22 protein-coding genes are annotated in these 21512 nt (G+C 65.3%); 17 read left to right on the top strand and 5 right to left on the bottom strand.

What is annotated here, in order from left to right; genetic code table 11:
- Positions 1-2: 2 nt before the first annotated feature.
- From ABDV69_RS12075 to ABDV69_RS12030, 10 genes are read left to right on the top strand one after another with little or no spacing between them, the layout of a single operon-like run.
- Positions 3-1313, top strand: a complete 1311-nt coding sequence (locus ABDV69_RS12075) for an MCE family protein (protein ID WP_343574581.1) — start codon at positions 3-5, stop codon at positions 1311-1313.
- On the top strand, positions 1310-2350 hold the full coding sequence (locus ABDV69_RS12070; RefSeq protein ID WP_343574580.1) for a virulence factor Mce family protein: 1041 nt from the start codon (positions 1310-1312) through the stop codon (positions 2348-2350). Before ABDV69_RS12075 ends, ABDV69_RS12070 begins: the two co-directional genes overlap by 4 nt.
- Positions 2347-3936 (top strand): MCE family protein, encoded by a 1590-nt coding sequence (locus tag ABDV69_RS12065; protein ID WP_343574578.1) that lies wholly within the window; start codon positions 2347-2349, stop codon positions 3934-3936. The genes ABDV69_RS12070 and ABDV69_RS12065 overlap by 4 nt, the downstream gene beginning before the upstream one ends.
- On the top strand, positions 3933-5564 hold the full coding sequence (locus ABDV69_RS12060) for a virulence factor Mce family protein (RefSeq protein ID WP_343574575.1): 1632 nt from the start codon (positions 3933-3935) through the stop codon (positions 5562-5564). The genes ABDV69_RS12065 and ABDV69_RS12060 overlap by 4 nt, the downstream gene beginning before the upstream one ends.
- A 50-nt stretch (positions 5565-5614) precedes the next feature.
- Positions 5615-6739 (top strand): virulence factor Mce family protein, encoded by a 1125-nt coding sequence (locus tag ABDV69_RS12055; protein ID WP_343574572.1) that lies wholly within the window; start codon positions 5615-5617, stop codon positions 6737-6739.
- The gene (locus tag ABDV69_RS12050; RefSeq protein WP_343574570.1) at positions 6733-8283 is read left to right on the top strand and encodes an MCE family protein; all 1551 of its coding nucleotides are present in this window, start codon (positions 6733-6735) and stop codon (positions 8281-8283) included. The genes ABDV69_RS12055 and ABDV69_RS12050 overlap by 7 nt, the downstream gene beginning before the upstream one ends.
- Complete coding sequence (locus tag ABDV69_RS12045) at positions 8253-8906, top strand: hypothetical protein (protein WP_343574567.1); 654 nt, start codon at positions 8253-8255, stop codon at positions 8904-8906. Before ABDV69_RS12050 ends, ABDV69_RS12045 begins: the two co-directional genes overlap by 31 nt.
- Entirely contained in the window at positions 8903-9877 is a 975-nt protein-coding gene (locus tag ABDV69_RS12040; protein ID WP_343574565.1) for an RDD family protein, read from the top strand. The genes ABDV69_RS12045 and ABDV69_RS12040 overlap by 4 nt, the downstream gene beginning before the upstream one ends.
- Positions 9874-10428, top strand: coding sequence for a mammalian cell entry protein (locus ABDV69_RS12035; protein WP_343574563.1), 555 nt, complete (start codon positions 9874-9876; stop codon positions 10426-10428). The genes ABDV69_RS12040 and ABDV69_RS12035 overlap by 4 nt, the downstream gene beginning before the upstream one ends.
- Positions 10395-11096: a mammalian cell entry protein gene (locus ABDV69_RS12030; RefSeq protein ID WP_343574619.1), complete on the top strand. Its 702-nt coding sequence runs from the start codon at positions 10395-10397 to the stop codon at positions 11094-11096. The genes ABDV69_RS12035 and ABDV69_RS12030 overlap by 34 nt, the downstream gene beginning before the upstream one ends.
- On the opposite strand, the gene ABDV69_RS12025 is transcribed toward ABDV69_RS12030, so the two are convergent.
- The 3 genes from ABDV69_RS12025 to ABDV69_RS12015 all read right to left on the bottom strand — a co-directional run bounded on the left by ABDV69_RS12025 (position 11093) and on the right by ABDV69_RS12015 (position 14393).
- Entirely contained in the window at positions 11093-12211 is a 1119-nt protein-coding gene (locus tag ABDV69_RS12025; RefSeq protein ID WP_343574561.1) for a phosphodiester glycosidase family protein, read from the bottom strand. The two genes, ABDV69_RS12030 and ABDV69_RS12025, sit on opposite strands and share 4 nt — an antisense overlap.
- An 82-nt stretch (positions 12212-12293) precedes the next feature.
- Entirely contained in the window at positions 12294-13643 is a 1350-nt protein-coding gene (locus ABDV69_RS12020) for an ABC transporter permease (RefSeq protein WP_343574559.1), read from the bottom strand.
- Between the two features lie 27 nt (positions 13644-13670).
- A complete protein-coding gene (locus ABDV69_RS12015) occupies positions 13671-14393 on the bottom strand; it encodes a pirin family protein (protein WP_343574557.1) in 723 nt (240 codons plus the stop codon).
- 188 nt (positions 14394-14581) lie between these two features.
- Here ABDV69_RS12015 and ABDV69_RS12010 point away from each other — a divergent pair, with 188 nt between their 5' ends.
- Genes ABDV69_RS12010 through ABDV69_RS12000 form a run of 3 tightly spaced genes read left to right on the top strand, consistent with a single transcriptional unit; the run spans position 14582 to position 16711 of the window.
- Positions 14582-15421 carry a lysophospholipase gene (locus ABDV69_RS12010; RefSeq protein ID WP_343574554.1) on the top strand — a complete coding sequence of 280 codons (840 nt, stop codon included), beginning with the start codon at positions 14582-14584 and terminating at the stop codon, positions 15419-15421.
- A 43-nt stretch (positions 15422-15464) separates the two neighbouring features.
- Positions 15465-16214 carry a DUF2786 domain-containing protein gene (locus ABDV69_RS12005; protein WP_343574552.1) on the top strand — a complete coding sequence of 250 codons (750 nt, stop codon included), beginning with the start codon at positions 15465-15467 and terminating at the stop codon, positions 16212-16214.
- Entirely contained in the window at positions 16211-16711 is a 501-nt protein-coding gene (locus tag ABDV69_RS12000) for a TIGR04338 family metallohydrolase (protein WP_343574551.1), read from the top strand. Before ABDV69_RS12005 ends, ABDV69_RS12000 begins: the two co-directional genes overlap by 4 nt.
- On the opposite strand, the gene ABDV69_RS11995 is transcribed toward ABDV69_RS12000, so the two are convergent.
- Positions 16708-16848, bottom strand: a complete 141-nt coding sequence (locus ABDV69_RS11995) for a metallothionein (RefSeq protein ID WP_343574550.1) — start codon at positions 16846-16848, stop codon at positions 16708-16710. The two genes, ABDV69_RS12000 and ABDV69_RS11995, sit on opposite strands and share 4 nt — an antisense overlap.
- A gap of 103 nt (positions 16849-16951) precedes the next feature.
- On the opposite strand from ABDV69_RS11995, the gene ABDV69_RS11990 reads away from it, so the two are divergent.
- A complete protein-coding gene (locus ABDV69_RS11990; protein WP_343574549.1) occupies positions 16952-17608 on the top strand; it encodes an O-methyltransferase in 657 nt (218 codons plus the stop codon).
- Between the two features lie 3 nt (positions 17609-17611).
- Here ABDV69_RS11990 and ilvD read toward each other — a convergent pair whose 3' ends face one another.
- On the bottom strand, positions 17612-19318 hold the full coding sequence (gene ilvD / locus ABDV69_RS11985; protein ID WP_343574546.1) for a dihydroxy-acid dehydratase: 1707 nt from the start codon (positions 19316-19318) through the stop codon (positions 17612-17614).
- A gap of 195 nt (positions 19319-19513) precedes the next feature.
- Between ilvD and ABDV69_RS11980 the strand changes: the two genes are divergently transcribed.
- From ABDV69_RS11980 to ABDV69_RS11970, 3 genes are all read left to right on the top strand, one after another.
- Complete coding sequence (locus ABDV69_RS11980) at positions 19514-19804, top strand: metal-sensitive transcriptional regulator (protein WP_343574545.1); 291 nt, start codon at positions 19514-19516, stop codon at positions 19802-19804.
- 44 nt (positions 19805-19848) lie between these two features.
- Complete coding sequence (locus ABDV69_RS11975; protein WP_343574617.1) at positions 19849-21087, top strand: MFS transporter; 1239 nt, start codon at positions 19849-19851, stop codon at positions 21085-21087.
- Positions 21088-21213: 126 nt separating this feature from the next.
- On the top strand, positions 21214-21512 hold a 299-nt coding region (locus ABDV69_RS11970; protein ID WP_343574542.1), incomplete at its 3' end, for a hypothetical protein.

Genomic DNA, 21512 nt, shown 5'->3' with positions numbered 1-21512 from the left:
CCATGACGATGCCGCAGGGAAAGCTGAACAAGCCCCGGATTCCGCCCTACAGGTTGGCCGGCGTGGTGGTCTTCTTGGCGGCCGCACTGGTGCTGGGGCTGGTATACATGCAGTTCAAAGGGGAATTCACGCCGATGACGCCGCTACAGATGTTGGCGTCTCGGGCGGGCCTGGTGATGGATTCCGGCTCAAAGGTCACCTACAACGGCGTGCAGATCGGCCGGGTGGCCAAAATCGTCGAAGTGCAGCACGACGGCGAACCGGCAGCCAAGTTCACCCTCGACGTGCATCCGAGATACCTGAAACTGATTCCGGCAAACGTGGTCGCCAAGGTCGAGGCGACCACTCTGTTCGGCAACAAGTACGTGTCGTTGACTTCACCGAAGAATCCGACGCCGCAGCGGATCACGCCGCGACAGGTGATCGACGCCCGCTCGGTGACGGTGGAAATCAATACCTTGTTCCAGACCGTCACCTCGATCGCGCAGAAGGTGGATCCGGTCAAACTGAATCTGACGTTGAGCGCGGCCGCGGATGCGTTGAACGGGTTGGGCGACAAATTCGGCCAGTCCATCATCAACGCCAACGCCATCCTCGACGACGTCAACCCTCAACAGCCGCAGGTTCGTCGCGACATCCAGAAATTCGCGGCGCTCGCCGATACCTACGCCGCCGCGTCGCCGGATCTATTCGACTTCCTCAGCAACGCTGTGGTCACGGCACGCACGCTGGACAAGCAGCTCCATGATCTGGATACCACGTTGCTCGCGGCGGTCGGGTTCGGTAACACCGGCGAGGAGCTCTTCAAACGAGGCCAGCCCTATTTCGTGCGCGGAATCGCGGACCTGGTGCCGAGCGCCAAGCTGCTCGACACGTACAGCCCGGAGCTGTACTGCACCATCCGCAACTACCACGACGTCGAGCCCGCGGCCGGCGCTGCGGAGGGCACCGGGAACGGCTACTCGCTGAGGACTGTGAGCGAGTTGCTATCGGGGGCGGGGCTTGCACTATCGCTGCCAGGGCTGGGTATCACACTGGCAACCGGGGCGCTGGCCGGACTGTCAGCTCTGGTCGCTGGATCGCCGAATCCTTACGTCTATCCCGACAATCTGCCGCGGGTGAACGCCCACGGCGGTCCTGGCGGTGCGCCGGGTTGCTGGCAGCCCATCACCCGGCAGCTGTGGCCGGCGCCGTATCTGGTGATGGATGCCGGCGCCAGCCTGGTGCCCTACAACCACATCGACACTGGTTCGCCCTACGCCGTCGAGTACGTCTGGGGCCGTCAGGTAGGGGATAACACGATCAACCCATGAAAATCACCGGTACCGTCATCAAGCTCAGCACCGTTGCGATGGTGCTGCTGCTGTTCACCTTCGCGCTCGTCGTGGTGTTCGGTCAATTGCGCTTCGATCGAACCGCCAGCTACTCCGCCGAGTTCAGCAACGCCAGCGGGCTGCGCAACGGCCAGTTCGTCCGCGCATCAGGGGTAGAGGTCGGCAAGGTCAAAAAGGTGGCCTTGGTCGACGGTGGCCATCGGGTGCGGGTGCAGTTCGACGTCGATCGCTCTATACCGCTCTACCAGTCCACCACCGCACAGATTCGCTATCTCAACCTCATCGGCGACCGCTATCTCGAACTCAAGCGCGGTGAGGGCGAAGGGGCTGACCGGGTCTTGCCGGTGGGCGGGTTCATCCCGCTGTCGCGCACGTCGCCGGCGTTGGATCTCGATGCATTGCTCGGTGGTTTCAAGCCGTTGTTTCGAGCGCTGAGTCCGGACAAGGTCAACACCATTGCCTCCGGCATCATCACCGTGTTCCAGGGTGAGGGCGGCACCATCAACGACATCCTCGACCAAACCGCACAACTGACCTCGACCATCGCGGAGCGTGACCAAACGATCGGAGAGGTGGTCAAGAACTTGAACATCGTGCTGGACACCACCGTCCAGCATCGCAAGGAGTTCGACCAGACTGTCGATAATTTCGAAAAACTGATCACCGGGCTCAAAGACCATGACGTTCAGCTGGCCGCGGGCGTGGCGCACATCAGTAACGCCGCCGGCACGGTGGCCGATCTGCTCGCTAGCGACCGGCCCCTGCTGCACAAGACCATCAATTACCTTGACCCCATTGCGCAAGCAATCGTCGACCAGTCCGATCAGTACAACAAGTTCCTGGCCTCCTACCCGAGCTCGTTGAACCAGATCGGGCGTGCCATCGGCAGCTATGGCGACTTCGTCAACTTCTACGCGTGCGACATCATCCTGAAGACCAACGGGCTCCAACCCGGCGGTCCGGTGCGCACCGTCAAGCTCTTCCAGCAACCGACGGGCAGGTGCACGCCGCAATGAGGACCTTGGAACCGTCCAATCGGCGGCGGATCGGGCTGATGGGCCTGGTTGTGGTGGTGCTGATGATCGGCTTCGGCCAGACCCTGACCAGTGTCCCGATGCTGTTCGCCAAACCGAGCTATGCCGGGGAGTTCACCGACGCCGGCGGGCTCAACGAGGGTGACAAAGTGCGCATCGCCGGCTTGGACGTCGGCAAAGTGGAAACAATCAAGATTGCCGGCGACCACGTCGTGATCAAGTTTTCGACCGGCGCCAACCCGATCGGCACCGAGAGCCGGCTGGCCATCAAGACCGACACCATTCTGGGGCGCAAGGTCCTCGAGATCGACTCGCGTGGCGCCAAGACGTTGCGCCCCAACGGTGTGCTGCCGCTGGGTCAGAACGCTGCGCCGTATCAAATCTACGATGCGTTCTCCGACCTGACCAAGGCCGCTGCCGGCTGGGACATCGACACGGTGAAACAATCGCTGAACGTGCTGTCGCAGACCATCGACAAGACCTACCCGCACCTGAGCTCCGCGCTCGACGGGGTGGCCAAGTTCTCCGACACCATCGGTAAACGCGACGAGCAAATCAAGCATCTCCTCGAACAGGCCAACAAGGTCGCCAGCGTGCTGGGTGACCGTAGTGAACAGGTCGATCGACTTCTGGTCAACACGAAGACACTATTGGCGGCATTCAACGAACGTGGACGCGCCGTCGACGCGCTGCTGGGCAACATCTCGGCCTTCTCCACTCAGGTGCAAGGGCTGATCAACGACAATCCCAACCTCAACCATGTCCTGGAGCAGTTGCGTTCCGTCAGTGACCTGCTGGTCGCACACAAGAATGACCTTGCGAGCAGCCTCTCTGAGGTGTCGTCGTACTTCCTGGGCCTGTCGGAGACCATCGGTTCGGGCCCGTTCTTCAAGGCGGCCATCGCCAACCTGCTCCCATACCAGTTGCTGCAGCCATACGTCGATGCCTCGTTCAAAAAGCGCGGAATCGATCCGGAAAACTTCTGGCGCAGCGCGGGACTACCGGCGTTCCGGTTCCCCGACCCCAACGGAACCCGCTTCCCCAACGGCGCACCACCGCCCGCACCGCCAGTGCTGGAGGGCACCCCGGATCACCCGGGACCCGCCGTGGCGCCTGGGTCGCCGTGCTCCTACACCCCGTCGCCGGAAACCCTGCCGCGCCCGGGCAACCCGCTGCCGTGCGCGGGGTTGCCCCAGGATCAGGGCCCGTTCGGCGCTAATGGGCCGTACCCGACATTGCCCGACGTGTTGATGTCGCCGCCGAACCCGAACGGTCTGCCGCCGACAGCAGGTATCCCGATCGCCGGCCGGCCGGGGGATCCAGCCCCTGACCTGCCGGGCACGCCGGTGCCGCTGCCGCCCAACGCCCCGCCGGGGGCGCGTACCGAAAATCTGGCGCCGGCCGGTCCGACACCGCCGCCCTCGACGTTCGCGCCCGCACTCCCGCCGGGACCGCCCGCTCCACCGGGGCCCGGGGACCAGCTACCGGCGCCGTTCATCAACCCGGGTGTGCTGGGAAGCCAGCCCGGCGGAGGGGGAGGCGGTTGTTGTGGGAGAGGTAGTCAATGAGCACTGTCTTTGATATCCGTAACCTGCGGTTGCCGCAGCGTTCGCGCCGGTCGGTGATCCTCGGATCAGTAGTGGTTGTGCTGGTGCTCGCCGCCGCATTCGCGGGCTGGCGGCTCTACCAGAGGCTCACCAACAACACCGTGGTCGCCTATTTCTCCGAGGCCAACGCGCTCTACGCCGGGGACAAGGTCAAAATCATGGGTGTCCAGGTGGGTTCGGTCGACAAGATCGAACCCGCCGGCGACAAGATGAAGGTGACCCTGCACTACAGCAACAAGTACAAGGTGCCCGCGGACGCCTCTGCAGTGATCATCAACCCGACGTTGGTCGCTGCCCGGGACATTCAGTTGGAGCCGGCTTATCGGGGCGGTCCGGTGATGGCCGACAACGCGGTGATCCCGCTTGACCGCACCCAGGTGCCGACCGAGTGGGACCAGCTGCGCGACAGCGTGTCCAACCTTGTCGACAAGCTCGGCCCCACACCGCAGCAGCCCAAGGGGCCATTCGGCGAGGTGATCGAATCCTTCGCCGACGGACTCGCCGGCAAGGGCAAGCAGATCAACACCACGTTCAACAACCTGTCCCAGGCGCTGAACGCGCTCAACGAGAAGCGTGGCGACTTCTTCGCGGTGGTACGCAGCCTGGCGCTGTTCGTCAACGCCCTGCACGCCGACGATCAGCAGTTCGTCGCGCTCAATACCAACCTGGCGCAGTTCACCGGCAGGTTGGCGCACTCCGATCAGGCGCTGGCCAGTGCAATCCAACAAACCGACGGTCTTCTCACCACACTGCGCCCATTCCTGGCCAAGAATCGCGAAGTGCTGTCTCATGACATCAAAAACCTCGACGAGTTGACCACGACGCTGGTCCAGCCTGAGGCGTTGAACGGTCTGGAGACCGCACTGCACGTCACCCCGACGGCGGCAGTCAATCTCGAGAATGTCTATTATCCGGCGCACGGCGCCCTCGTCGCCAACTTGGCACTCAGCAACTTCGCGAACCCGATGGAGTTCATCTGCAGCTCGATCCAGGCCGGCAGCCGACTCGGCTATCAGGATTCGGCCGAGCTCTGTGCCGAGTACCTGGCGCCGGTCCTCGATTCGATCAAGTTCAACTACTTGCCGTTCGGCTTGAACCTGTTCCACACCGCCGAGATACTTCCCAAAGAGGTCGCTTACTCCGAACCGCGGCTGCAGCCGCCGAACGGATACAAAGACACCACTGTCCCCGGGATCTGGTCGCCAGACACCCCGACGTCGCACCGCAACACCCAGCACGGCTGGATTGTCGGGCCCGGCATGCAAGGCACCCAGGTGGGCCCGATCACAGCGGGCCTGTTGACCCCCGATTCGCTGGCCGAGCTCATGGGCGGCCCCGACATCGGACCTGTGCAATCGAATTTGCAGACACCGCCGGGACCGCCGAATGCATACAACGAGGAGCCAGGTCCATTGCCATTCATCGGTGTGCCGGGCAATCCGATGCCGATACCGCCGCCCCCGCCCGGACCCGGGGTAATTCCCGGCCCGGTCGCGCCGACGCCGGCACCCGTCTCGGGACCCGCGCCGGGACCGGGTGGACCTCCGCTGCCCGCTGAAGCCAGCCTGTCGATCGGAGCGGGCTCGTGAGGCCGGCACTGAGCCCGAGGCGTCTCGTCCGCCATCGCGTTTGGCAAGGGATGGCTCTCGTCGTGGCGGCGCTGATGTTGAGCTCGTGCGGCTGGCGCGGTATCTCCAACCTGGAAGTACCTGGCGGGCCGGGCACCGGAGCCGACTCCTACACGCTGTACGTTCAAGTGCCCAATACGCTGGCGATCAACGGCAACAGCCAGGTCATGGTGGCCGATGTTGTGGTCGGAACAATCAAGTCGATCGACCTGAAGAATTGGGTGGCCACCCTGACCCTGGGCGTGGAGAAACACGTCAAGCTACCGAAGAACGCCACCGCCAAGATCGGACAGACCAGCCTGCTGGGCTCTCAGCATATCGAGTTGGCCGCACCGGCGGACCCGTCGCCGCAGCGGCTGAAAAACGGCGACACCATCCCGCTGAAGAATTCGTCGGCGTATCCCACCACCGAGCAGACCCTGGCCAGCCTGGCGTTGGTGCTGCACGGCGGCGGAATCCCGAACCTCGAAGTTCTGCAGAACGAGGTCAATAACATCTTCGTCGGGCGGGCGCCGCAGATCCGGGCCTTCCTCGGCAAACTGGACACCTTCGTCACCCAGGTCAATCAACAACGCGATGACATCAACCACGCCATCGATTCCACCAACCGACTGCTGGCCTACGCCGCCAACCGGTCCGATGTGTTGAACCAAGTGCTGATCGACGTCCCGCCGCTGATCCAGCATTTCGCGGACAAGGATTATCAGAAGCTCCTGATCAACGCCGTCGATGCCGTCGGCCGACTCAGCGACGTGGTTGACCAGTCGTTGGGCACCTCGCGGAAAGATCTTCATCAGGACCTGCAGTCACTTCAGTGCCCGTTGAAGGAACTCAGCCACGCCGCGCCTGACCTACTCGGGGCGGTGAAACTCCTCGGCACGCTACCGTTCGACATCGACGCCGTTCCGAAATCGTTGCGCGGCGACTTCTTCAACGTGTCGCTGACACTCGACTCGACTTTGTCGTCTGTCGACAACGGGTTCCTCACCGGGACCGGGCTTTCCGGTTCGTTGCGCGCCTTGGAGCAGTCGTTCGGTCGGGATCCGGACACGATGATTCCGGACGTGCGCTACACGCCGAACCCGAACGACGCTCCCGGGGGACCGCTCGTTGAAAGGGGGGACCGGAATTGCTAACTCGTGGCGTCCGGCGCCAGCTCGTCGCCTTCGGCGTCGTGACGGTCGTCGCATTACTGGTGCTGGGCTGGTACTACTTACGCATCCCAACCCTGCTCGGCATCGGCCAGTACACGCTGAATGCGGACCTGCCCGCTTCGGGTGGGTTGTATGTCACGTCCAACGTGACATACCGCGGGATCACGATCGGCAAGGTCACCGCAGTCGAGCCGACCGAACACGGTGCCCGGGCCACCATGAGCATCGCCAGTCACTACAAAATCCCGGTCGACGCGTCGGCGAACGTGCATTCGGTGTCGGCGGTAGGCGAGCAGTATCTGGACCTGGTTTCGGTGGGCAACCCCGGCAAGGTGTTCTCTCCCGGACAGACCATCACCAACGGTACGGTGCCCGCTCCGATCGGACCGGCGCTGGACGCCACCAACCGGGCGCTGAGCGTGCTACCCACGGGTAAGCTCGCCGCGTTGCTCAACGAGACCTCGGAAGCTGTCGGCGGATTGGGGCCGGCGCTGCAACGACTGGTCGACTCGACCCAGGCGATCGTCGGCGGCTTCAAGACCAACATCGCTGACGTCAACTCGCTCATCCAGAACTCTGAACCGATCCTCGACAGCCAGGTCGTCTCGGGCAAATCCATTGAACAGTGGGCGCGCAACCTGAATGTCCTCGCCGCCCAGACAGCGGCTCAAGATCAAAACGTCAAAAATATTCTTTCAAAGGCGCCGCCGACCGCAGATCAGATCACCGCGGTGTTCGGCGACATCCGCGAAACGCTGCCGCAGACCCTGGCCAACACCGAGATTGTGCTCGACATGCTCAAGCGGTACAACAAGAACATCGAACAGGTACTGGTGTTTATACCCGAGGGCGCAGCGTTCGCGCAGACGCTTCTCACCCCGTATCCAGGCAAGGCGGCGCTGGACTTGGGCCTGGCGGTCAACTATCCACCACCATGTCTGACCGGCTTCATTCCGGCGAGCGAGTGGCGCTCGCCAGCCGACACCAGCCTGCCGCCGTTGCCGGTCGGAAACTACTGCAAGATCCCGCAGGACACCCCGGCCAATTCGGTACGCGGAGTGCGTAATTCGCCCTGTGTCGATGTTCCAGGCAAACGTGCGGCGACACCGCGCGAGTGTCGTGACCCCAAACCCTACGTTCCGGCCGGAACCAACCCGTGGTACGGCGATCCGAACCAAATCCGCAACTGCCCGGCACCGGGAGCGCGCTGCGATCAGCCGGTCGATCCGGGCCACGTGATACAGGCGCCGTCGATCAACAACGGTATCAACCCGGCGCCCGCCAATCGGGTGGCGGGGACTCCGCCTCCGGTCAGCGATCCACTGCAGCGACCGGGATCCGGGAGCGTGCAGTGCAACGGGCAGCAGCCTAATCCATGTGTCTACACTCCGAGCGGGCCTCCCGCCGCAACCTACAGTCCGCAGAGCGGTGAGGTGTCAGGGCCGGACGGCGTCAAGTACTCGGTCGAAAATTCGAACAAAACGGGAGACGACGGATGGAAGGAGATGCTGGCGCCAGCCAGCTGAGCCCCACCGACGCGAACGATTCACCAGAATCGGAAGTCGGCGCCGATGATGAGGTGAATGCGGAGAGTGCCAGCAACGAGGCGGCCGACGGTTCCGCACCCGACCCGCAAGCCGTTCACGGTGCGTCTCGGGTGGGTCGTGGCTGGTCAATCGCGATTGTGGCAGCTCTTGTGGTGCTGAGCGGCGGTCTGGTATGGGCTGGCTACCGCAGCTTCGGTTGGCATCGCGACAGCGAGATCATCGCTCGCAACGACGCCGCGGCCGTCGAAGCGGCGAAAGATTGCATCGCGGCGACGCAGGCACCCGACATTGCCACCATGGCCGCCAGCGAACGGAAGATCATCGACTGTGGCACCGGTAATTTCCGCACGCAGGCTGTGCTTTACAGCGGCCTGCTCGTGCAGGCATATCAAGCTGCGAACGTACATCTGCAGGTGTCGGACATGCGCGCCGCGGTCGACCGCAACAACGACGACGGTTCGGTCGACGTGCTGGTGGCGCTGCGCGTGAAGGTTTCCGATATCGAGTTGAAAAATCAGGAGGCGGGCTACCGCTTGCGGGTGAAGATGGCGCGCGACGAGGGCCGTTACAAGATCGCCAGTCTGGACCAGGTGGCTAAGTGACGGCTGTGGTCGAGGAGACCGAAGTCACGCCAACGGTTCAGCAGGCTTCGTCCAGCAACCTGGCGCCGTGGCATTTCCGCGCGGGCGCGTTGGCCATCGACATCCTGCCGGGCGTCGCGGTCATCGCGACGATGGCGCTGGTCGCGATGACGGTGCCATTTCGCAGTCGGTGGTGGTGGGTGTGTGTATCGGTGGCTGGCGTCGCTAACCTGCTTACGACGGTCAACCGGATATTGCTACCGACAATCAGTGAAAGTCTGGGTCGTAGTTTCTTCCACATCACGGTGGTGCGGCGAGGCGGAAGCGCCGCGGGACCGTGGCGACTGCTTGCCAGAGACGTCGCTCACCTGCTCGACACGGCATCGGTGATGGTGGGCTGGCTTTGGCCGCTGTGGGACTCTGGGCACCGGACATTCGCAGACATGCTGCTGGGGACAGAAGCGCGAAGAGTCGAACCGGACCAGCGAGCCCGTGACACCAGGCGACTGATCGCGGTGGCGGTGCTGACGGCCGCACTGGTATGCGCGGCAGGGTCCGCGGTGAGCTATGTGGCGGTGTATCGGCATGACCGAGCGGTCGACCGGACCCGCGCTCAGATCGTGTTGCAAGGACCCAAGATCGTCGAGACGTTGCTGACCTACGATCCGAAATCTTTGCACGACGATTTCGCGCACGCCCTGTCGCTGACGACCGAGAAATACCGTGGCCAACTTCTCGCCCAACAGCAGGCTGTGCAGAAGGCAAACCCGGTCGTCAACGAGTATTGGGTGACAGACAGCGCGATACAAACAGTCACGCCGACTCAGGCCACGATGCTGCTGTTCATGCAGGGTCAGCGAGGCGCGCCGCCTGCTGCACGGTATATCAGTGCGACCGTTCGAGTGGCTTTCGCCAGAGCTGCAGACGGCAATTGGCTCGTTGACGACCTCATCGTGCTGACGAAACCGCGACAGGCCGAGAGTAAAAAATGAGTCCACGTCGGAAGTTTGAGGCTGACGAGCAACCATTGTTCTGCGTGCCGCCGGTAAAGCCGTCGCGACGGTGGGGATTAACGCTGGTCGTCGCGGCCGCTTCGGCGCTGATAATCGGGGCGGTCACGGTGTCAAGCCTGGTTTTGGTTTCTCATGAATCGCAACAGCAGAGCGCGCGGCGTGACAGAGCGGTCTTGAGCTATGTCCGCGACTTCATGGCTGGATTCACATCGTTGGATCCATTTCATGCCAACGACTATGTCGAGCGGGTGCTAACCCAAGCCACCGGCGATTTCGCCAAGGAATACACGGATAAGAAGAACGAGATCCTGCTCAGTGTCGCCAGAGCAGAACCCACCAAGGGCGCGGTGCTCGACGCCGGCGTAGAACGCTGGAATGACGACGGCAGCGCCAGCTTGCTGGTGGCAACCGCAGTCACCTCAAAATCTCCTGACGGCAAGCAGGAATTCGAGAACTCGACTCGTTGGGTGTTAACCGCGAAACAGGAAGGGGGACAGTGGAAAATCAGCAGCCTGCAACGGGTGGTGTAAGCGAAAGAATTGCCGACGGCCAGTCCGCGGATACCGCATCCGATGAAGCTGGGCCTACCGAAGCCGAAGTCGGGCAACAATTAACCTCCGACGAAGACACCAGCGCCGACGAGGCGCGCACCGAGGCCGAAGACGATCCGCCGGCCGTGCGGCGGCCGCGCCGGGGGCTTGCAATCGTGGTCGGGACCGCGATTGCCCTGTTCGTCGGTTCTGCTGCCTTCGCGAGCGCCTTCGTTTGGCCTTACCTGGTGGACCGGGCCACGGTGAGCACCAAAATGCAGATCGCCCGTACCGCCGCCAGCGCGATCACTACGTTGTGGACCTACAACCCGGATAACGTAGACAAGCTGGCCGACCGTGCAACGCAATACCTCAGCGGGGATTTCGGGGCCGACTATCGAAAGTACATCGACAAGATCACCGCGCCGAGCAAGCAAGCCCAAATTACCAACAGCACGTTGGTGATCGACGCGGCGGTGGAATCACTCGACGGGCCCAACGCTGATGCGATCGTCTACACCAATACCACTTCCACCAGCCCACTGACCAAAAATATTCCGTCGCTGAAGTACTTCTCTTTTCGGCTGACGATGAAGCGGGAACATGCGCGTTGGCTGGTGACCAAGATGACGACGATCACCTCGCTGGATCTGACACCCAAGTTCTAGTTGAACGCCAGCCAACCTGGCAGCGAGCGCTCATGCGCGTCGCACAGCACCTCATAGGTGTCGCAATTGCCTTTGGGCACACCGGCTCCGGCCCACATGCCGCCGGTGTCGCGGCGCAGCACGATCGCCGAGGAGCTCCCGCCGTCCAGCAGCACCGCATTGTCGCTGCCGAGTCCGCGGAACAGATCCTGAATGTTGTCCGGCGTGTAGCTGCCGCCCTGGAACACATACATCTCGTCGCGCGGCTTGGAGTAGGCCAGCGCGGTCCGCGCGGCGCTCGGGCCACCGTCGTGGAGCTGGCCGGTGTTTCCGGGCGCCAGCAGGCCGAGTCCGCTCACCGCGACGAATCTTTCGCCGCGATCGACCAAGCCGTTGACGACCGCGGTGGCGGCGTCATAGTCATGCCCGTCGCGCCCGCCCTTGGGCCACAACACCGATGGCGCGCCGCGATTCGGCAGGATCATGGTCGCCAGCGCGCTCCAGTTCTCGTTACCGCCGGACAAGCCCTGCTTACCGGCGTAGGGGATGGTCCCGGTGACAGCCTGATTGGCCCGGCCCTGGCCGCGGGTGTTGTCGACGTAGGCGCCCAGCGGGGAACTGCATCCCGTCGAGCGCCACGAGCCGCCCTGCTGGCCGCGGATGTCGAAGAAGTTCGCATTGATCGCGATGGTCGGTTTACCCAGCGCCTGCCAAGCCTGCCGTGCGGTATAGGTTTCCGAGGCCTGCATCAGGCCGTCGCCGGTGCGCGCACGCGGATTGCGTTCGCAGCGTGACTGAGAGCCCTGATGGCTGTCCACCAGCAGGTGTGGTTCGAGCCGTTGCGATGCGGACTTGATGATCATCAGGTGGCCGCCACCGTTCCCGTCATACCAGTTGCCGGCGGCGTTGAGCATCGGCGCCGGGTGGCCGCCACCGAAGTTGTAGACCAGGTAGGAGCCTTGGGTATTCGCGATGGCACTGGCCAGCAGCTCGCGGGCCTCGGCACGAGCCACCGGTAGGCCCGTGCTGGTCGCCAGCGTCAGGAACAGCACGCCGCTGGCGCAACAGGCCGCGATACGCCGGAAGGCAGCAGCGAGGTGTGGCACAGCTGACAACCCCTTCGGCGCGAACGTCATTACCCAAGGTATTACACAGCGGTGGGCATAACAGCGGAGTGACGGATCAGCGGCAGTCCAATGACGTTCGGCCGCTGGATGTTCACTGCTCCGGGTATGGAACCTCAGCGGGGTCGGCAGCGGCTCCGGTCGCCGCAACCGCCGGGGTTCGCCCGCGCCGGTCGTAGAGGCGGGTGACGGCGCCGCCGAACAGCACACCGATCACCAGGCCGACCGTGGACCACTCCAGCGATTGCGACAGGCCCGCGTCGGCGCGGCCGCCGAGATAGAGCAAAGACCTTGCGCCGACGAACACTTGGTGCAGCGGCTCGAAACTCGCCAGCCACTCGAACCAGGCCGGGGTGGCCTGCAGCGGCACCGCCGCGCCCGCCGCCGGGATACCGAGAATGACGAACACGAACAAGCCCACCACGATCCCGATTGCGCCCATGGCCGCAATCAGCGACGCCGACGCGACGCCTACTGTCAAGATCGCGAACGCGCCGAAAAGCCATAGCGTCAACTTGTTTTGGACTGGCATACCCAGACCGGCGCTGATCACCAGGTAGGCGGCCGACGCCAGTAATGCGACGACGGCCATCATGGCCCACGTGACCAACAGGGTGCGGAAGCGCGAAACGTTCTCGGTCGGAGGGGAAACCGGGAAAAATTCAGTCGACGCCATACCAAGCATGGAATTGACGAACATGCTGACCACGATGCTCCCGATGAATCCGGCGAGCACTAGCAGTAGCGCATAGTAGAAGGCGGACAACCCATTTCCGGTGCCTTCCGCCAGCGCGTTGTGTACCGTCGACTTGACCTCGACGGGGTTTGCCAGCATCAGCGCGACGGCGCCGGGCTCGGGCTTCTTGCCGGTCTGCTCGGCGACCTCTTGCGAAAGCCGTTGGCCGACCCGCTGATCGATCAGAGCGACCTCGCGCTGCAGGGTCTGGCCGGCGATGCTGGCGCCGAGGGTCCCCGCGCGCGGATTCGTCGAGATGACGATCACCGCTCGTTCGACCCGCCCGGGGGTGAGCGCACTTTTCGCGTAGGCCTGCAGCTTGGACGAGAAGTTCGGCGGTATGACGGCGACGCCGTAGATCTGCGCGGTGTCCAGCTGTTTGCGGGCCTGTGCAGGATCGAGCACTCGGACGTCGTAGGCATCGTGGTCGAAAGCGGCCAACATGCCCTTGACCACCTGTGCGCCCGTCGGCCCGGCATCTTCGTTGGTGATCGCTACCGGAAAATGACGCAGGTTGGTCATCGGCTTCAGGATTCCGCCGAGGTAGAAGGCGGCCAGCGCCGCCAGCAACACCACTGTGACGAGAATCGGGAGAGCCCAAAATCTCACGGTGCGAGTCGATCTCGGCGTGTCGAGACGGTAGGCAGCGGAGTCGTCATCGGCGTAAGCGACATCAGGCGATGCGTGGCGGGCTTGCGGTTCAGACACATCGGCTCCTGTTCGTCCGCGCTCACCCTAGTCGCCGAGCGCCGCGTGCATCTCCCAGACCAGCAATTCCGACGGTGTCCGCGCGGCGACCCGCCGGCCGTTCGACGCGGTGAGACGAACCGCGTCGCCTTCGCGCAGCGTGGTCTGCTCGAACCCGACCTGCCCGCGGGCGACGAACAAGTGCAGATACGGCGCAGCCGGCAGCGCCAGCTCGTCGCCGGGCTGCAACCGGGCGCCGTGCAGCGCGGCAGACCGGTTCTGGACGCTGATCGCGGCGTCATGTCCCGGGATTCCCGAGGCGATCGTCACCAGCCGCCCGTTCAGCTCGTCGTTGCCGATCACCTGCTGCTGATAGCCGGGTTCGAGTCCGGCCACGTCGGGTTGCACCCACATCTGCACGAAGCGAACCCGGTCGGTTTCCGATGCGTTCTGCTCCGAGTGTGTGATTCCCAAGCCCGCCGACATCCGTTGCGCCAGGCCGGGATAGACCACTCCCTCGTTGCCTGCCGAATCGCGGTGTGCCAGCGAGCCGTCCAGCACCCAGGTGACAATCTCCATATCGCGGTGCGGGTGGGTGTCAAAGCCCCCGCCGGGCGCCACGATGTCGTCGTTGCTGACCAGCAGCACGCCGTGGTGGGTGTTGCCGGGGTCGTAGTGATCGCCGAACGAAAACGAATGCCGCGAGTTCAGCCACGCCGTGGTGGTGACCGCCCGGTCGGCGGCGCGCCGGATCTGAACAGTGGCGGGCACGCTGTCACGCTACTCCGGGCTGCAGCTAGCGCCGAGTGGCCAGTTATGACACACATCTCGGGGAAATAGCGGCCATAGCGGGCCGCTCGACCGTACGACGTCGAGTTGCGAACGGGCCGCTGCAGCAGGCCGCGAAGATCGGACGGACCTTACGGCCCGCGTCCAGCGGTGGGTCTACGCTGCCCCTGATGACAATCACGCGTGCCGAACACGCCTTCGACGGTGTCGACGACGTACGCATCGTCTACGACGTGTGGACTCCGGACACGACGCCGCGCGGGGTGGTGGTCCTCGCGCACGGGTTGGGCGAACACGCCCGCCGCTACGACCATGTCGCTGCGCGGTTCGGCCGCGACGGACTGATCACCTACGCCCTCGACCACCGCGGCCATGGCCGCTCCGGCGGCAAGCGGGTTCTGGTCAAGGACATCTCCGAGTACACCGGCGACTTCGACTCCCTGGTCGGCATCGCCGCCAAGGAGCACCCGGGCCTCACGCGCATCGTGCTCGGCCACAGCATGGGCGGCGGCATCGTGTTCGCCTACTGCGTCGAGCACCCTGACGACTACGACCTGATGGTGCTGTCCGGGCCGGCGGTGGCGGCACAGCTGGCGGTATCGCCGTTGCTGGGCTGGGTCGCCAAGACCATCGGTGCGATCGCGCCCGGACTTCCGCTGCAGGCGCTCGACGCCGGTGCGGTGTCTCGCGACCCGGCCGTGGTGAACGCCTACAACACCGACCCGCTTGTCCATCACGGCAAGATCCCCGGCGGTGTCGCCCGCGCGCTGTTGATGCTCGGCGAGACGATGCCGCAGCGCGCGCCCTCGCTCAGCGCCCCGCTGCTGGTCGTGCACGGTTCCGACGACCGGCTGATTCCGGTCGAGGGCAGCCGGCAACTGGTCGAAGCGATAGGCAGCAGCGATGTCGAGCTGAAGATCTACCCGGGCCTGTACCACGAGGTGTTCAACGAGCCGGAGCAGCAGCAGGTACTCGACGACGTCGTGTCCTGGATCAACGCGCGACTGTGAATGGCGGAACCGGAACGGCTTTGAGTTCGCTTAGGTTGGTGCCGTGAGTGACGACAAGATGCTGGCGCGCATCGCCGCCCTGCTGCGTCAGGCCGAAGGCACCGACAACGCCCACGAGGCCGAGGCGTTCATGTCGGCCGCGCAACGGCTGGCCACCGCGACGTCCATCGACCTGGCCGTCGCCCGGTCGCACGCCGACAAGCGCACGCCCGCGCAGGCGCCGGTGCAGCGCACCATCACCATCGGCACCGCCGGCACCAAGGGGCTACGGACCTATGTCCAGCTCTTCGTGGTGATCGCCGCGGCCAACGACGTGCGCTGCGACGTCGCGTCGAACTCGACGTTCGTCTACGCCTACGGGTTCGCCGAGGACATCGACGCCACCCACGCGCTGTATGCCAGCCTGGTCGTGCAGATGGTGCGCGCGTCGGATTCCTACATCTCGTCGGGGGAGCACCGACCCACCCCGACGATCACCGCCCGGCTCAACTTTCAGCTGGCGTTCGGTGCGCGGGTCGGCCAGCGGCTGGGCGAGGCCCGTGAGCAGACCCGACGCGAAGCGAAGAATGATCGGCACCGCCCGCCAGGAACGGCGATTGCCCTGCGAGACAAAGAATTAGAGCTGCGCGATTATTACCGCACCGCGTCGAGGGCCCGCGGCACCTGGCAGTCCAGCCGGGCCGCCGCAGGGTATTCGTCGGCGGCGCGACGGGCGGGGGACCGGGCCGGTAAGCGGGCACGACTGGGGAGCGGCCCAGAGTTGTCCGGAGCGCGGACCGCCCTGGAACGGTGAACGTCGAGCGCGACTCGCAGCGCTCCAGGGTTTATGCCGCCGAGGCGTTCGTGCGGACGTTGTTCGACCGCGCCGCCGAACACGGTTCGAGCAGTGTGGATTTCTTCGGCACGCAGTTGACACTGCCGCCGGAGGCAAAGTTCGGGTCGCTGGGCGCCGTGCAACGCTACGTCGACGAGGTGCTGGCCATGTCGACGGTGCAGCGGCAGTGGGGCGACCCGGCACCGCTGCACGTGCGCGCCCGTCGTGCGTCGACCGCGGCACACTACGAAAACCATGGCGGCACAGCGGTTATCGCGGTTCCCGACGATCGGGACGCCGACTGGGCGTTACGTGAACTGGTCGTACTGCATGAAATCGCGCATCACCTCTGCCACGCGCAACCGGCGCACGGGCCGCAGTACGTCACGACGCTGTGCACCCTGGCCGAACTGGTCATGGGGCCCGAAGTCGGGCACGTACTGCGGGTGGTCTACGCGAAAGAAGGCGTGCGCTAGCTGACCTCGACCATCTCGTCGCCGCACTTGCAGATGTAGGCGTGGTCGCCTGAACAGTGGCAGGCCACCTCGATACGCACCCGGCATCCGCAGCCGTCGTGACCACAGCTCAACAGGGTGCCCGCTTCGTTGGACATCTTTCCACCTCTCGGAATTCGTACCGGACAGCGCTCACTCTATACCCCAGGGGGGTATATGGCAAGGAGCTGGACGCGGTGGCGGGCGGGCTAGTCTTGACCCATGAGCCAACAGCCGACTCCCGCCGAGGTTGACGAGTTCCTGGATGCCACTGTGCTGGATGACGACCCGGCGTTGACGGCCGCCCTGGAGGCCAGCGACGCGGCCGGGTTGCCGCAGATTGCCGTCTCGCCGCAGCAGGGCAAGTTCCTGAACCTGCTGGTCGCCGCCACCGGGGCGCGTCGCATCTTGGAGATCGGGACGCTGGGTGGTTACAGCACGATCTGCCTGGCCCGCGGCGCCGGCGCGGAGGGGCGAGTCACGACGTTGGAATACGAGCCTGTGCACGCCGGGGTGGCCCGCGCCAACATCGACCGCGCCGGTGTCGGCGACCGGGTCGAGGTGCTCGTCGGCGCGGCCCTGGACACCCTGCCGACCGTGACCGACGGCCCGTTCGACTTTGTGTTCATCGACGCCGACAAGGAGAACAACCCCGGCTACCTGGACTGGGCCGTCAAGCTCACCCATCCCGGCTCGATAATCGTGGTGGACAACGTGATTCGCGAGGGGGAGATCCTCTCACCGGGCGACGATCCGGTGCTGGTCGGCACCCGGAAGGTTCTCGAGCTGATGGGTCGGCACCCCCGGCTCGACACCGCGGTGCTGCAGACCGTCGGCGCCAAGCATTGGGACGGACTGGCGTTCGCGCGGGTGAAGTAGCTCCTACCCGCAGATCGCCCCGTCGGCCGCCGAACCGACCAGCTTGACGTACTTGGCCAGCACGCCCGTGGTGTAGCGCGGCGGCGGCGGGGTGAAACCCTCACGACGAGAGGCGAACTCGTCGGCGTCGACCAGCACGTCGAGGGTGCCGTTGGCGACGTCGAGCCGGATCCGGTCGCCGTCGCGCAGGAAGGCGATCGGTCCGCCGTCGGCCGCCTCGGGGGCGACGTGCCCGACGCACAGGCCGGTGGTGCCACCGGAGAACCGGCCGTCGGTCAGCAGCAACACGTCCTTGCCGAGGCCAGCGCCCTTGATCGCGCCGGTGATGGCGAGCATCTCGCGCATTCCGGGGCCGCCCTTGGGGCCTTCGTAGCGGATCACCACCGCGTCGCCGTGCGTGATGGTGCCGTCCTCCAGGGCGTCGAGTGCGGCCCGCTCGCGCTCGAAAACCCTTGCGGTGCCTTCGAACACGTCGGAGTCGAAGCCGGCGGACTTGACCACCGCGCCGTCGGGCGCCAGTGATCCGCCCAGGATCGTGATGCCGCCGGTGGGATGGATCGGATTGTCCAGCGCCCGCAGCACCTTGCCGTCCGGGTCCGGCGGGGCGATGTGCGCGAGGTTCTCGGCCATCGTCTTACCTGTCACGGTCAGGCAATCGCCGTGCAGCAGACTGGCGTCCAACAGTGCTTTCATGACCACCGGCACCCCGCCGATGCGGTCGACGTCGAACATCACGTGCTTGCCGAACGGCTTAACGTCGGCCAGGTGCGGCACCTTGGCGCCGATCCGGCTGAAGTCGGCCAGCGACAACTTCACGTCGGCCTCATGGGCGATCGCCAGCAGGTGCAGCACCGCGTTGGTCGAGCCGCCGAATGCCATCACCACCGCGATCGCGTTCTCGAACGCCTCCTTGGTCAGGATGTCGCGGGCGGTGATCCCACGCCGCAATAGCCCGACGACGGCCTCGCCGCTGCGCCGCGCGAACCCGTCGCGACGGCGATCGGTCGCCGGCGGCGCCGCGCTCCCGGGCAGCGACATGCCCAATGCCTCGGCCGCGCTGGCCATCGTGTTGGCGGTGAACATGCCGCCGCAAGCGCCCTCGCCGGGGCAGATGGCGCGTTCGATCGCGTCGACGTCCTCGCGTGGCATCAGCCCGCGGGCGCAGGCGCCGACCGCCTCGAACGCGTCGATGATCGTCACGTCGCGCTCGGTGCCGTCGGACAGCTTGGCGCGGCCGGGCAGGATCGACCCGGCGTAGAGGAACACCGCGGCCAGATCCAGTCGCGCCGCGGCCATCAGCATTCCGGGCAGCGACTTGTCGCAGCCGGCCAGCAGCACCGAGGCGTCGAGGCGCTCGGCCATCATCACGGTCTCGACGCTGTCGGCGATGATCTCCCGCGACACCAGCGAGAAGTGCATACCTTCGTGGCCCATCGAGATGCCGTCGGACACCGAAATCGTGCCGAACTCCAGGGGATAGCCGCCGGCGGTGAACACGCCTTCTTTGACGGCCTTGGCCAGCCGGTCCAGCGACAGGTTGCACGGGGTGATCTCGTTCCACGACGAGGCCACCCCGACCTGCGGCTTGGCGAAGTCGTCGTCGTCCATGCCGACCGCGCGCAACATTCCGCGCGACGCGGCCTTTTCCAGGCCGTCGGTGACCTCGCGACTGCGGGGCTTGATGTCGATGGCAGGACTCTGGTCGGTCATCACTCAAGTATTGCGTGTGGCGGTAGATCGGCCAAAATCATTAATATACCCCTGTGGGGTATATCCGTCCTGGACGCGAGACGCTTTTTTACCTGCGTGGCGCGCAGACGGCCCAATGGTTGACAATGGTGAGGACACCGGCGCCGTCCCGATGGCCCCGAGCTCGATCTTCACGACGGAATGTTGGAGGGGCAGATGGCACCCGCACACGGATACTCGTCCCAGAAAGACAACTACGCCAAACGGTTGCGGCGTATCGAGGGCCAGGTGCGCGGCATCGCCAAGATGATCGAAGACGACAAGTACTGCATCGACGTCCTCACCCAAATCAGCGCGGCCAGCAGCGCGCTGCAGTCGGTGGCGCTGAACCTGCTCGACGAGCATCTCGGGCATTGCGTCACCCACGCGGTGGCTCAAGGCGGTTCGGAGGCCGACCAGAAGCTCGCCGAGGCATCGGCGGCGATTGCGCGACTCGTCCGGTCCTGATCTTTCACGGGATGGTTGCCACGCGTGGTTGAGTAGTGCCCGTGGTGCCTGCTCGTGCCGCCGAAGGGCGAACCGCTACCAGCGGGCCCTGGACTCCCCGAATTGCCCTCCAGCTGGCAGTGCTGGCCGCCGCGGCCTTCACCTACGTCACGGCTGAACTGCTGCCGGTCGGCGCGTTGCCGGCAATCGCGCGGAGCCTGCACGTCAGCATCCCCATGGTCGGCACCCTGCTGGCCTGGTATGCGCTGGTCGCCGCCGTCACGACAATTCCGATGGTCCGCTGGACCGCGCACTGGCCGCGCCGCCGCGCGCTGCTGCTGTCGCTGACCTGCCTGACCGTCTCTCAGCTCATCTCCGCGTTTGCACCCAATTTCGTGGTGCTCGCCGGCGCCCGTGCACTCTCGGCGGTGACCCACGGTCTGATGCTCTCGGTGATTGCGCCGATCGCCATCCGGCTGGTCCCGGCCAGCCACTCCGGGCGTGCCACGACATCGATCTACGTGGGCATCAGCCTGGCCGTGGTGGTCGGTAGCCCGGCGACGGCGGCGATGAGCTTGGCGTGGAACTGGCGGGTCGCCGTTGTGGCGGTGACCGCGGTGGCCGCTGTGGTGACCGTCGCGGCGCGGGTCGTCGTGCCGCCGATGACGCTGCGTGACCAGCAGTTGGCCTCGGTCGGCCGGGGTGCTCGGCATCACCGCAACCGGCGGCTGGTGATCGTGAGCTTGCTCACCATGGTCGCGGTCACCGGCCACTACATCTCATTCACATTCATAGCGGTGATCATCCGCGACGTGGTGGGCATTCGCGGACCGGATATCGCCTGGTTGCTGTCCATCTATGGGATCGCGGGACTGCTCGCGATGCCGCTGGTGGCCCGGCCGCTGGATCACCATCCTCGGGCCGCGGCGATCAGTTGCATGGTCGGGCTCTACCTGACGCAGCTCGTGTTGACCATGCTGACCTTCCACCGGTTGCCGGCGTTGGCGACGGCCCTGGTCGGGGTCGTCACCATCGCATTGTGGGGCGCCTTCGCGAACGCGGTGTCGCCGATGCTGCAGGCTGCTGCGATGCGAGCCGGTGCCGACGATCCCGACGGCGCGTCCGGCCTGTACATGGCGGCTTTCCAAGGGGGCATCATGGCCGGGTCGTTCGCCGGCGGCCTGTTCTACGAGCACGGTGTGCTGGCGATGTTCGCCGCGTCGGCGGCTTTGATCGGCCTTGCTGCGGCCGGCATGACGGCCGAGCGGCACCTCTTCGACGTCCCGGCCGACGACCGGCCCTGAAAGGTGAAACTCCAGCTCAGCGACCTCTGTGAGGCGCCCTTTCCGGCTGGGCGGCGCGCACTGGATTAATAGCTGGCCGCTGCGCTACGGCATACTGGTATCAGACCGTGACTTGGAGGGGATCAGATGTCGCGATGGCCCAAGGTTCCTCTGGCCGCTGCGTTCAGCGCGGTGGGAGTGACTGCCGCGCTGATGATGGGAAGCGGTGTGGCGCTCGCCGATCCGGAGCCACCGCCGCCCGGAGTGGACGCCCCGGCCCCGCCGCCACCCGGCGACCCGGCACCGCCTCCCGCCGACCCGCTGGCCGGCCCGCCGCCCGACGCCCCCGCACCACCGCCGCCCGGGGCGCCCGCGCTTTTGCCCGGCGACCCGGCCGCAGTGCCGCCGGCTGTTCCGGCCGCCGCACCGGCCGGACCGGCCGGTCC

Origin of the sequence: Mycobacterium sp., from assembly GCF_039583785.1 — a bacterium.
Lineage (GTDB): Bacteria > Actinomycetota > Actinomycetes > Mycobacteriales > Mycobacteriaceae > Mycobacterium.
The sequence above is the reverse complement of the archived record's forward strand: the minus strand, read 5'-3'. Positions and strand labels throughout refer to the sequence as shown.

What these genes read in the sequence shown, in the direction of transcription:
- ABDV69_RS12075 (WP_343574581.1), top strand. Translation starts at nt 3, where the DNA reads ATGACGATGCCGCAGGGAAAGCTGAACAAGCCCCGGATTCCGCCCTAC.
- ABDV69_RS12070 (WP_343574580.1), top strand. Translation starts at nt 1,310, where the DNA reads ATGAAAATCACCGGTACCGTCATCAAGCTCAGCACCGTTGCGATGGTG.
- ABDV69_RS12065 (WP_343574578.1), top strand. Translation starts at nt 2,347, where the DNA reads ATGAGGACCTTGGAACCGTCCAATCGGCGGCGGATCGGGCTGATGGGC.
- ABDV69_RS12060 (WP_343574575.1), top strand. Translation starts at nt 3,933, where the DNA reads ATGAGCACTGTCTTTGATATCCGTAACCTGCGGTTGCCGCAGCGTTCG.
- ABDV69_RS12055 (WP_343574572.1), top strand. Translation starts at nt 5,615, where the DNA reads ATGGCTCTCGTCGTGGCGGCGCTGATGTTGAGCTCGTGCGGCTGGCGC.
- ABDV69_RS12045 (WP_343574567.1), top strand. Translation starts at nt 8,253, where the DNA reads ATGGAAGGAGATGCTGGCGCCAGCCAGCTGAGCCCCACCGACGCGAAC.
- ABDV69_RS12035 (WP_343574563.1), top strand. Translation starts at nt 9,874, where the DNA reads ATGAGTCCACGTCGGAAGTTTGAGGCTGACGAGCAACCATTGTTCTGC.
- ABDV69_RS12025 (WP_343574561.1), bottom strand. Translation starts at nt 12,211, where the DNA reads ATGACGTTCGCGCCGAAGGGGTTGTCAGCTGTGCCACACCTCGCTGCT.
- ABDV69_RS12010 (WP_343574554.1), top strand. Translation starts at nt 14,582, where the DNA reads ATGACAATCACGCGTGCCGAACACGCCTTCGACGGTGTCGACGACGTA.
- ABDV69_RS11995 (WP_343574550.1), bottom strand. Translation starts at nt 16,848, where the DNA reads ATGTCCAACGAAGCGGGCACCCTGTTGAGCTGTGGTCACGACGGCTGC.
- ABDV69_RS11990 (WP_343574549.1), top strand. Translation starts at nt 16,952, where the DNA reads ATGAGCCAACAGCCGACTCCCGCCGAGGTTGACGAGTTCCTGGATGCC.
- ilvD (WP_343574546.1), bottom strand. Translation starts at nt 19,318, where the DNA reads ATGACCGACCAGAGTCCTGCCATCGACATCAAGCCCCGCAGTCGCGAG.
- ABDV69_RS11980 (WP_343574545.1), top strand. Translation starts at nt 19,514, where the DNA reads ATGGCACCCGCACACGGATACTCGTCCCAGAAAGACAACTACGCCAAA.